Below are 11,162 nucleotides of genomic sequence, written 5' to 3' on the forward strand. Positions count from 1 at the left end.
ACCCAGACGTGGTCCCTGGGGGTGACGGCGGCCAGGCCGTCGTGGCCGTGGGCGATCAGGTCGGGCCGGTTCCAGGCGGGTACGGTGCCTTCGCCGCCGCCGATGCCGCCGCCGGGTTCGGTGCCCCGGCGGGTGCCGGCCAGCGATGCGCCGAGCTTGGCCTGGGAGTCGGTGGCGTGCAGCTTTTCGGCTGAAGGCTCGCCGGGCAGTCCGGCTTGCTGGTGCTGGGCCGCTTCGGTCAGCCCCTGCACGAGTTGCCTGCCCTGATCGAGCACGGCGCCGGACTCGGCCGCGTCCATCTGCGCCGAACCGGGGCCGGTGGCCACCAGCAGGCCGTTGCCGGCGCGCAGCGCGCCCTGGGCGAGGCTGGACAGTGCTGCGCCGTAGCCCAGATCGGTCACGCGGCGGTTGTCGATCAGGTACTTGACGTGGCCGAGGGTGAGCGCGCTGTCGTAGTCGGTGGTGGCCAGCTGGGCGTGGCCCTGCTGCGGGGTGTCGTCCAGGCGTAGTTGGCGGTAGCCGCCGCTGCCGTCGGCGCTGGTGGCCAGGTCCTGGCTCTTGATCCCGCAGAGCACGCCGGGGTGGGCGTTGCCGGTGAACCAGGCCGGGGCGTTGCCGGTGGCCCCGGCCGGTCCCCCGGCGGCCTGGTTGAACGGCGCGTCGGGGTTGCCGCGGCCGTTGTAGAGGGAGGCGACCACCACCGGGCGGTCGATGTCGCCTTCGAGGTAGTTAAGCCAGACCTCCTGGCCGACGCGCGGCAGCATGGCGCTGCCCCAGTTGGCGCCGGCCAGCGGCGTGCTCACGCGCGCCCAGGTGCCGGCACTGCCGTCGGCCGGGGCGTTGGGCGTGCGCGGATGGTCGAGGCGGCTGGCGGCGTTCTCGCCGCGCTGCCAGTGCTGCTGGACGATGACGCGGTGGTCGCGGTCGGTGTGGATGGGGGCGCCGTCGCCGACCACCACCGCGCTGTGCGCGCCGGTGGCGGTGGGCACCGGCTGGCGGCGCAGGCCGTGGCCCTCGGCGGTGTGCGGGCGATAGGGACGCGCGACGGGCTGGGCGACGAAGGTGTTGGTGTAGAGCGGGTCGTCGGCGGCGTCAGCGTGCGTTTGTGGCTGCGTCTGCGGCTTGGCGGCAGCCTCTGGCCAGGGGGCGTCCCACGCCGGATCGTCGAAGGGGGCAAAATCGGCGCCGAGCGTTCGCTCGGCCGCGCCCATGACCTCGGCATCGAGGTTATTGCGAGCGCGATGCTCGACGCGCAGGCAGGCCAGGGGCGTGTCGTCCTGGGTGGGGTGCTGGCTGAGCCGAAAGCACTGCCCCGGGGCGAGGCGGCGTACGCTGCCGGCGCCGTCGACTCGCGCCGAGTCGGCGTGCAGGGCGTCGAGGTGCTGGCGCGCGCGGCGCTCGCCCTCGCGCGGGTTGGGCCAGGCGTAGGGGCCGGCGGTGTCGTCGTCCACCGCCGCCACGGCGGGCGCTTCGGCCTGGGCCTGGGCGGGGCGCAGCGAACGGGTGCGGTAGTCCCAGCTGGCGCGCAGGGCCTGGCCGGTCTGCCAGCGGCGCACCGGCGCCCAGCGCTGGATGGTGTCGTCGCGCTCGGTGGCGTTGCTGCGGTGGTAGCGCCAGGTGAGCGCCTCGCCGGGCTCGAAGGCTTCGTTGCTGTCGGCCAGCACCAGGGTGTGCGTGCCCAGCGTGGGCGCGGCCGGATCGCCGGCGTGCTCGAACCAGTAGAACAGCCCTTCCTCGGCGAGCAGGCGTTCGACGAAGGCGAAGTCGCTCTCCTGGTACTGCGTGGTCAGGCTGCGCTTGAGGTAGAGGCTGCGATCGGCGAGCTGCCAGCGCCAGGCGGGCACGACCACGCCCTTGGCGTAGTGGGCGAACAGTTGCTCGACGATCTCGATGACGGTGGCGTCGCGAAAGGCGAAGCTGTCCTGGCGCAGCTTGAGCAGGGCCAGCCAGGGCTCGAGGGTGAGGCGGTAGCGGGCCAGGCCGGCGTTGCTGCCGACGCGTTCGATGCCCGAGACGTGGGCGTGAAAGGGGCGCAGGTCGGTGCGCGAGTCGGCGGTGAGCAGCTCCAGCAGCACGGGGCGCCGAGCAGTCGCTCGAGCGGGATATGCGCGTTGGGCGAGAGCGTGGCCAGCTCGAAGCGAAAGCCGCCGTGGTCGACCGCTTCCCAGCCCTGGAACCGGTCCGGGACGAGCACGTCGCCGCCCGCAGGGCAACGGCAAAGCCAAGGGCTAGGAGGCCTGCTAGCAGTACGGTCTCTGCCGATGCGCCGAGCCGTTCGAACCATTGGGTGTAAAAGTGGATCGCCCCGAACGTCGCTACTACGTTGATCAGCCATCTGAGGTTTCTGTGCCAGGCCCAGGCCCCTACAGCGATTAATCCAATGGCCCAAAGCAGCGCAAAAAATTGAGCACTGATGGTGACGCCACCGCCTATGTGATCGCCCCATAGAGAACCAATCCAGAAACCAAAATTGACCAAAAACACGCTGGCTCTTGAGGCGACGATGGCGAGTCTTTCGTAGTCTGTAGAGAGGTGTTTCGAGAGCTTGTACGTAACAAAAGAGAAAATGGTGAACACTGCGGTTGTTGCAGCCGGTTCTTGAACGCCTAGGAAATAGGTGGCGTGCAAATAGCCTGTCCTTGTCCCGAGACAAGACGAAAGGGAAAGCACTGCGAGAACGCTCAGCAGCGAGCTGCGCGAAATGATGCCTGCAGCAGCAAATGCTGCGGAAACCAGGAGGAAGGAACCGACGGAGCCTTCGCCTGTTTTGATGACGCCGGCCCCCAAAAGTAGTGCTCCAACCAGGATGCAAATGTTGGCGAGCAGAGTCCATTGCTCAATACGGGCCGACATGAGGACAAGTCCGGCGGCGCAGATTGTCAACCCGAGAGTGATTGCCGTGACAGTGGTCGGGAGTAGGGCAAGAATACCGCCGCTGACCGCGACTACGCCAAAGCCCACCAGGATGTTGAAGACGAGTTGACTCGTACCACGAGCGGCGAACTCACTGAATTTGGCATGCTCGGCCTGGCTGATTTTCCCTTCTTCCAGGAGTCGATCCAAGTCAATCGTTACTTTCATCGTGGATCCTTTTGTTACGTCTACTTCACGGTGTACTTGAAGGCGCCGTGCCTGTCGGCGCCCACTTTTATGCGCTGGATTGCATCGCCTTCGGCCATGCGTGCGAGCACGCTGTCGGCCACCTCGGGCAGCAGGCTGCCGTTGAGGATGTGGTCGACGTTGCGTGCGCCGGAGTCCACTTCGGTGCAGCGCGCCAGCACCGCCTCGACCAGGGCGTCGTCGTAGCTGAAGTCGGCCTGATGGTTGTGTTTGACGCGAGTGCCGATGCGGTCGAGCTTGAGGCGGATGATCCGCTCCAGCACGTCGTCGCTGATCGGGTAGTAGGGGATGACCTTCATGCGGCCGAGGAAGGCGGGCTTGAAGGCCTTGTACAGCGCCGGGCGCAGCAGTTCGGCGAGGGCGTCGGCATCGGGAGTCTCTTCGGCCGGCTTGTTGAGACAGGACTGCATGATCTGCGACGAGCCGACGTTGCTGGTGAGAATGATGAGCGTGTTGCGAAAGTCGATCTCGCGTCCCTCGGCGTCGTCCAGTACGCCCTTGTCGAAGACCTGGAAGAACAGTTCCAGCACGTCGGGGTGGGCCTTTTCGACTTCATCGAGCAGCACGACGGAGTAGGGGCTGCGGCGCACCGCCTCGGTGAGCACGCCGCCTTCGCCGTAGCCGACGTAGCCGGGCGGCGATCCCTTGAGCCCGGAGACGGTGTGCGCTTCCTGGTACTCGCTCATGTTGATGGTGACGAGTTTGCGTTCGCCGCCGTAGAGGATGTCGGCCAGGGCCAGGGCGGTTTCGGTCTTGCCGACGCCGGAGGGGCCGACGAACAGGAACACGCCCTTGGGCTTGTTGGGGTCCTCGAGATTGGCGCGGGCTGTGCGCACGCGCTGGGCGATGGCTTCGAGCGCGTGGTCCTGGCCTATCACGCGATCTTCCAGCGCGGGTTTGAGCTGACGTACGGTGCGGATCTCGTCCTTGACCATCTTGCCCAGCGGAATGCCGGTCCAGGCGGCGACGATTTCGGCGACCACGGTGCCGTCCACCTGGATGGGAATGAGCGGGGTTTCGCCCTGCAGCGCGGCGAGTTCGTCGTAGAGCTTTTGCAGTTCGGCTTTGGCGGGATTGGCGGCGGGTTTTTTCCTTCTCGCTCGCGGTTTGCCGTCGGCGGCCTGCGCGGTGTCGGTATGTGCGGCGTTTTCCAGTTCGCTGCGCAGCGTCTTGATCTTTTCGACCAGCTCGCGCTCGGCTTCCCAGCGCTGCTCGTCGGCCTGCAGTGCGGCTTCGATTTCGCTCTGTAGTTCGCGCAATCCGGCGAGGCGGGTGTCATGCACGTGGCCTGCGGCCACTTCGCGTTCCAGCGCTCCGACCTCGGCGGCGAGGCGGGCAAGCCGTTTGCGGGCGTCGTCGATGGCAGCCGGGGTGGCGGTCTGACCCAGAGCGACGCGCGCGCAGGCGGTGTCGAGCACGCTGACGCCTTTGTCCGGCAGTTGCCGGCCGCTGATGTAGCGGTGCGACAGGCGGCAGGCTTCGGTGATGGCCTCGTCGAGGATGCGCACGTTGAAGTGTTCTTCCATCAGCGGAACCATGCCGCGCAGCATCGCGGCGGCCAGTTCTTCGCCGGGTTCCTCGACCTTGACGACCTGGAAGCGGCGGGCCAGGGCGGCGTCCTTTTCGAAGTACTTCTTGTACTCGCTCCAGGTGGTGGCGGCGATGGTGCGCAGCTCGCCGCGCGCCAGCGCGGGCTTGAGCAGGTTGGCGGCATCGCTCTGGCCGGCCGAGCCGCCGGCGCCGATCATGGTGTGGGCTTCGTCGATGAACAGGATGATCGGCGTGGGGCTTTTCTTGACCTCGTCGATGACGTTCTTGAGGCGATTCTCGAATTCGCCCTTGACGCTGGCGCCGGCCTGCAGCAGGCCCATGTCCAGGGTGCGCAACTCGACGCCCTGCAGCGGGGGAGGGACGTCGCCTTCGGCGATCTTCAGCGCCAGGCCTTCGACGACGGCGGTTTTGCCGACGCCGGCCTCGCCGGTGAGGATCGGGTTGTTCTGGCGCCGGCGCATGAGAATGTCGATGGCCTGGCGGATCTCGGTGTCGCGGCCGATCACGGGGTCGAGTTGACCGTCGCGCGCACGCTGGGTGAGGTTGGTGGTGAACTGGTCCAGTGCGGGCGTCTTGCCAAGGCTGTTGGCCGGCGAGGCGTGGGTGGGAACCTCGGCGCCTTCGGCCTCGGGAGAGGCATCTGCGAAATCCACGCTTTCACCGGCCTCGCCGGAGCCTTCGGTGATCTTGTCGAAATGGTGTTTGAGTTCCTCGATCTTGAAGCGGGCGAACTGCGCCGAGGCGCGCTGCGCCAGTTGGGCGAGTTCGGGCTGGGTGAGCAGGGCCAGCAGGAGGTGTCCGCTGCGGATGCGGGTGGTGCGGGCATCGAGCGAGGCGATCAGCCAGGCGTGTTCGAACAGGGTGGGCAGACGCGGAGAGAACACCGGGGTGCGTGTATTGCCGTCGCGGAAATGGGAAATTTCGGTGCTGAGGTCGCGTTCGAGCTGTTCCAGGCTGACGTCGCAGCGGCGGGCAACGACGGCGAAGTCGCTGTTCGGTTGCTCGAGCAGTGCCAGGAACAGGTGTTCCAAATCCACCTCGTAATGCCCGCGCGCCATGCACAGATTGGCGGCGCGCTCGGCGGCGCGACGACAGGTCTCGTCCAGTTTGCCGATCAGGGTCTTGAGGTTGATGCTCATCCGTGGTGTGCCTTATGCCAGTGGTTGTATGAGGTAGTTGGTGTCGGCGCGATGATCGTGCGCGGGCTGGGTGCTGATCATGGTGTCCCAGCCGAGGCGGCCGCCGTTGTCCGGATCGAGCCCGGTGGGGCGTACGTCGTCCTTGTGCAGGACCAACTGCACTTCGTATTCCAGGGAGTCGCCGCCGAGCAGAGTGAGCCATTTGGCGAGCGCGACCGCGGCGTCGCCGCCGGGCAGGAAGTCTTCGAAACGCTCGCGCCGCAGCGGGCCGATCCATAGGCGTACGCGCAGATCGCGCTGCCATACGCGCTCGCCGGCCATTGCCGTGCGGCCTAGCGCCGCGTTGGGCGAACCCAGGCGCGCGTGCTGGTCGGGGGGGATCGGATACCAGGCGCCGGCGAACTGTTCGACACGGATCTCGATATCGAAATACTCGCACAGCATGCGCTGCAGGAATGCGGCCGACAGCGGACGCTGACCGATGCCGGCGCCGTAGTAGGCTATGGCCTGGTCGAAGACCGCGCCTTTGCCGTGCGCGAGCTTGCCGCGCAATGCGGGTGAGCCCATGCCGGCCAGTGACAGTACCAGGGGGAGGAAGCGTTCGTTGCGGTCCAGTTCGTACTGGAATTCCAGCCGGTATTTTTTCCAGGCGGAGTAGAAAAGGGCGACGGCACGGTTGTTGAAAATGTCCAGGAATGCGCGCGCGGCATGATCGCGATGCATGACCTCGCGTTCGCCCAGGCGCTCGGTGTAGTTGTAGGGCAATACGCCTCGGCTGCCGAGCATGCCCATGAATGCCGGCGTGATGTCCACTTCGGACAGGGTTTCCCAGGCGAGCGCCGTCTCATCGTTGGCGGCGCCGAGCTGAGTATCATCTTCGGTGTAGGCACGTAGTTGCTCGATGTCGCTGGCGGGGAAGCTCATCGAGAGCGTATTGCGAAAGCGCAGCCTTCGTGTCAGTACGTCCTGCTGGCGTACGCCGTTGCGCACGAACAGATGTTCCAGGACGCGCACGGCCTGGAAGAACTGGAAGCGTTGCGGCTCGGACAGCAGCCGCTGCGCTACACCAGGATCGATTCGCCGTTTCGTGCCTGACATCGGATAAGTTCCTCGCCGCTGCGATTGGACAGCAGGACAAGCTGGGTGAAGCTGTTGGCGCTCACGTAGAGCCCGAAGAAATGATCGAGCACGCTGGCGAAGGCCTGAATGCCGGTGCCGACGAAGTGTTCTTCGTCGATCGTCAGGCGTATCTCGGTGCCGCGTGCAACGCTGGCGAAATTCCGGCTGGGCAGCCATGCCGTGACCGGTTTGTGCGTCAGATCGACGACGCCGTCGATCTGACGTCCGGAGGTGGCCGAGCGCGCCAGGTCGTACAGGCGCAGCATCTCCTTCAATGCGGCGGCGCCGCCGTCGACCAGGGATATATGGTTGAGCGACAGATGTGAGATCAAGCGCCATTGGGCGCCGCGTCCGGTGTCGAAACGCAGAGAGCGCGTGGGTTTGCGCAGCAGCGAAATGCTGCGCGCCACCGAGCCGCCTTCCATCGTGAGGTCGCCGCCGGGGACGCCGTAGGCCAGTTGTGTGGGCAGGTCGCGGTTGCTGCAGGTCAGTTCCAGGCTCAGTACGTCGGTTTGCGGCGTCACCGGGTCGAAGTTCGCATCGACCATGGAAAGTTCGAGTTCGTAGCCGGGGCTGTGTCTTGCAACGGTCTCGTTGCGATGGGCGAGCCAGTAGTGTTCGGCGTGGTCGGGATTTTCGCCATGACGCAGCGAGTAGAAAGGACGGAACTCGACCACCGTTTCGCCCTGCGCGGTCTGCTGTATGCGCGCCACGCTGTCAATTGAATGCACTTCGTACGCATAGGCACGACGGCCATCGGCCAGGACGGGGTAGGAGGCGGCGGTGTGACTGACCCGGATCGGCTCACCTCGCTGGCTGAACAGGTTCACCACGGGCGTGCATCCGAGCGGCAGGTTGGTCGGCGACAGAGGCTCCAGCAGCCTAGCCGGCACTGAGTCGGCCGCCACATCACGCAATATCAGGTGCAGCGCGAAGCGCTTGCCGCCGAGCCTGCCGGCCTGGCGCAGATCGATGTCGAAAAAACCGAACTTGTCGGGAAAGGCGAATAGCTCGGTGAGCAGGCGATAGGCTGGATGTGAGCGCGCCGGATAGTCGATCAGCGCTTCGTCCTCGGCCATTCCCACCTGGGACAGCGGATTTCCGTCGAGTCGCGTCCAGCGTCCGCTGTCATCGGTCTCGACGTACGCCTGTTCGATCTTCAGTGCGAGAACGTCCCGCAGTACCGCGCAGAACGACGGTTCGCCGTCGACGAATATACGGACCTTGTCCATTCCCAGCGCTTCCGTCGAGGAGTGCTGGGAGAGCAGTTCGAAGCGCAGGGTGATCTGTGCGCTGGACTGGGGCGGCAGGCGAACCTGCGCCGGTGCCTGGGCCACTGCCAGGAACTGGGCCGCAGCGAGCCGCAACGGCGCGAGCTGGATGTCGTAGGCGGTACGGAAACGGCACGGGCCGCCACGCACCGGGCGGCTCAACAACTCGGTACCGCGCGGGATCGTCACCGGGGCTGATAGCTGCGCGGTGGCGTTGCCGAGGTCGAAATGCGCTATCGAGCACGATGGGAAGGGGCGCAGGTAGTGCGGATAGAGAACTTCGAGCAGCGCTTCGGTGAACTCCGGGTAGTCGTCCTCGATCTTCTTGGAGATGCGCGCACCCATGAGCGCAAACGATTCAATCAGCCGTTCGACATGGGGATCTTCGCTGACATCGCCCACCAGCAGCAGGCGTCCGGCGATTTTCGGGTAGCGTTCGGAAAAGTCACGCGAATAGCTGCGCAAGAATGCCAGTTCGCGTTCGTAGTAGGGGAGCAGGTCTTCCATTTATCTGAACGTGCTCTCAGGTCGATGGCATACAACCGTGGTGAGGTGCGACACGGCATTGGCGGTTTTGTTCGCTACGTCTATCGGCAAGGGGATGGCCGGGAATACTGCATCCAGATGCGGAAGTGACATGAGCAGATCGTCGTTCATGCGCGCGCCGGCGTCAGATCGCGGCAGCACGACGGTTGCGGCTGACGGAATACTGCAATGTGGTCGGCTGCAGAAACGCGTCGAAATTGACCGGTTCGCGTGATGGGTGCACCACCAGCAGCGCGCTGATGGAAAATCTCAACGCTCCCATGGTGCGCTGGTCCTGGTCCAGTACGACGTGAACATTGATCAAGCGCGGTTCGTGGCGCGAAATCGCCAGCTCGAGCGAGTGGCAGATGAAGGCGTAGCCGATGTCCCGGGGCGCGTCGTCGAATAATCTGTCCAACAGGCTGGGTTCGAAGCCTTTCATGTAGCGTATACCTTAATATGTGCTTTGGATCGTTGAACGAATGATGTGGTCTGATTTCTTGGTTCTGGTTCCTCTATGCAACTGCGCTTCAGTCATATGGAGATTTGCGTCAAGAAGCTTGAGTGTTTGGTCCTACTGCGGGATTTCGCTAGAACACTTCGCAGTGTTTACAAAGTCGTTCTTGTTTTCGGCCAAAACAACATCTATGTTGTTGATTAGCCATTTTCCATCGCTCAAAATATAGGTCAATTTGAAAATAACAGGGGCATTTTCTTTGTCGTATCCATTAATTACAAGGCAGCCGTTTTCTCCATAAATCGCTTCATAGTGAGTCGCTATTTTTGACATATAACTTTTAAATAAAAGCTGACTTTCGGCGTCTTTGTTTGTCTTGTAATCTTTTCCTAAAAGAGACTTGCTGAAGTAATTTTTAGCAACTATTTTGATGTTTTTATCGTTAGTAGAGTATCTGTAATTCGAGTATGATTGGAATAGTTGTGGTGATTTCTTTGCTGTTAGTGAACACCCTGAAACAAAGATTGAAATAGTGATTAATGACGTAAAAATCGACTTTATATTAACGAATTTAAACATATTCTGAATATATTTCTGTGTTCGTGTTCGTGTTCGTGTTCGTGTTCGTGTTCGTTAGTTGGTTCTTGATCTTTTCCTTGTGTCGTTGGTATTGCTTACGCAAGAGTTTATTCTCAAGTAGAAGACCCGCGATAGTTATAACGAGTAAAGCAGTGTCTGCAGCCGGGCCAAGGTAATGCCAGAATGCCCACGCGCTAATGCATATAACTACTACAACATTCCAAAAGACAAGCGTCTCTTTTACTGTGTTTTTCATGATTTAGTCCACTAGGTAATCAGCATGCTCTCCGCGATGCTTAAGATTGATTGATGTGGGTTCGTTCTTCTTGTCAAATCCTATGATGGTGAGGCATGCTTGGCTATTGTGGATTTTTTGGAAGTGATTTAATTCTTTCGATATGACTGTATTTGTGGATGAGAAAAATGGGAAAAAATTATCGAAATTTTCGGCTTCATTCATTTTTTCAAATCGATCTCTATTGGGCTTGCTTAAAAACAATACGGATTTTTTGAAATTTTTTGCTTCCAGGGATTTTGTGAAGCTCTGATAGGTTGTATACGGTGAATTCTCGCTGTTAGGTATGCTGGCGCAGGAGGCTATTAGCGAGACAAAAAATAACAGGATTAGGTTCTTCATTATCAGTGTCCCATTATTCTTTGTAGTTCAAGGTCATATGCTCTGTGTCTTCCCTTCAGTGCCCTGGCGGCCTTGCATAGTAATCCGCCACAAGAAAAAATCAATTTTTCGGCATCAAAAAATCCTGAAACGGAAATTGATGCGACATCAACGAGTTTAAACATCGCTGTGTATTTGATGCCGCCTCCTTCGCCTTTAGTGAAAAATATCGAGACGTTCTTGACTTTTTTGCCAAGGATAATTAGGGCGGAGTCTGCTTTGAAGGTTAGCATTCCTATGTTGCCGGATAATGTGGCATTGCCATTTTCGTCCACGGTTATTTTGAAGTTCCCTTTGTTTCTTAGGAGTTTTGTTGTGATTCCACTGTTTTTTTCGTAGGCAATTTCAATTAATTTGGCAATTGTTATTTTTGCTTCTACTTGAGTTGTCATGGGGTATCCGTATTTGAATATATTGACTATCAATAGCTTCGAGATACCACGTGGCAAATAGGGGCGATTAAGTGCGGAGCATTGACTTATCGAGATAGAGAAGAGTTCATTCTTGTCCGTCAGCGCCCCGACACACCTGGTCGGTGTGCCGGGGAATATGCTCTAGCAACCTAATCAGGAAAATTCAGCCTGTGCTCCTATGTGTTTCTCGTTCAAACGATCAAGCGCTGAAGGTCTTGTCGTTCTTGGTCAGGCTCCAGGCACCTTGCGAGCTTCCGCCCTGGCCGCCGCCGACCTTCTGCTGCGTGTAGCGCCACTGCACCGCGGCGTACT

7 protein-coding genes are annotated in these 11,162 nt (G+C 61.1%); all 7 read right to left on the reverse strand.

Annotated elements, in window-relative coordinates; genetic code table 11:
• Nucleotides 1-2,075 (reverse strand): type VI secretion system tip protein VgrG (vgrG, locus tag P8014_RS19885; protein ID WP_337819074.1); only part of this gene is annotated, 2,075 nt, incomplete at its 3' end.
• Nucleotides 2,076-3,101: 1,026 nt separating this feature from the next.
• Nucleotides 3,102-5,810, reverse strand: coding sequence for a type VI secretion system ATPase TssH (tssH, locus tag P8014_RS19890; protein WP_337819075.1), 2,709 nt, complete (start codon nucleotides 5,808-5,810; stop codon nucleotides 3,102-3,104).
• 12 nt (nucleotides 5,811-5,822) lie between these two features.
• Nucleotides 5,823-6,908, reverse strand: a complete 1,086-nt coding sequence (gene tssG / locus P8014_RS19895; RefSeq protein ID WP_337819076.1) for a type VI secretion system baseplate subunit TssG — start codon at nucleotides 6,906-6,908, stop codon at nucleotides 5,823-5,825.
• A complete protein-coding gene (gene tssF / locus P8014_RS19900) occupies nucleotides 6,872-8,707 on the reverse strand; it encodes a type VI secretion system baseplate subunit TssF (RefSeq protein ID WP_337819077.1) in 1,836 nt (611 codons plus the stop codon). Before tssF ends, tssG begins: the two co-directional genes overlap by 37 nt.
• Nucleotides 8,708-8,870: 163 nt before the next feature.
• The gene (gene tssE, locus P8014_RS19905) at nucleotides 8,871-9,167 is read right to left on the reverse strand and encodes a type VI secretion system baseplate subunit TssE (protein WP_337819078.1); all 297 of its coding nucleotides are present in this window, start codon (nucleotides 9,165-9,167) and stop codon (nucleotides 8,871-8,873) included.
• 132 nt (nucleotides 9,168-9,299) lie between these two features.
• The gene (locus tag P8014_RS19910; RefSeq protein ID WP_337819079.1) at nucleotides 9,300-9,761 is read right to left on the reverse strand and encodes a hypothetical protein; all 462 of its coding nucleotides are present in this window, start codon (nucleotides 9,759-9,761) and stop codon (nucleotides 9,300-9,302) included.
• A gap of 639 nt (nucleotides 9,762-10,400) precedes the next feature.
• Complete coding sequence (locus tag P8014_RS19915; protein ID WP_337819080.1) at nucleotides 10,401-10,829, reverse strand: hypothetical protein; 429 nt, start codon at nucleotides 10,827-10,829, stop codon at nucleotides 10,401-10,403.
• Nucleotides 10,830-11,162 lie beyond the last annotated feature (333 nt).

The organism is Acidihalobacter sp., from assembly GCF_037381185.1.
Classification (GTDB): Bacteria; Pseudomonadota; Gammaproteobacteria; order DSM-5130; family Acidihalobacteraceae; genus Acidihalobacter_A.

Bases quoted from the DNA above. Each gene is read 5' to 3' on its own strand.
- tssH (WP_337819075.1), bottom strand. From the start codon at position 5,810: ATGAGCATCAACCTCAAGACCCTGATCGGCAAACTGGACGAGACCTGT.
- tssG (WP_337819076.1), bottom strand. From the start codon at position 6,908: ATGTCAGGCACGAAACGGCGAATCGATCCTGGTGTAGCGCAGCGGCTG.
- tssF (WP_337819077.1), bottom strand. From the start codon at position 8,707: ATGGAAGACCTGCTCCCCTACTACGAACGCGAACTGGCATTCTTGCGC.
- tssE (WP_337819078.1), bottom strand. From the start codon at position 9,167: ATGAAAGGCTTCGAACCCAGCCTGTTGGACAGATTATTCGACGACGCG.
- P8014_RS19910 (WP_337819079.1), bottom strand. From the start codon at position 9,761: ATGTTTAAATTCGTTAATATAAAGTCGATTTTTACGTCATTAATCACT.
- P8014_RS19915 (WP_337819080.1), bottom strand. From the start codon at position 10,829: ATGACAACTCAAGTAGAAGCAAAAATAACAATTGCCAAATTAATTGAA.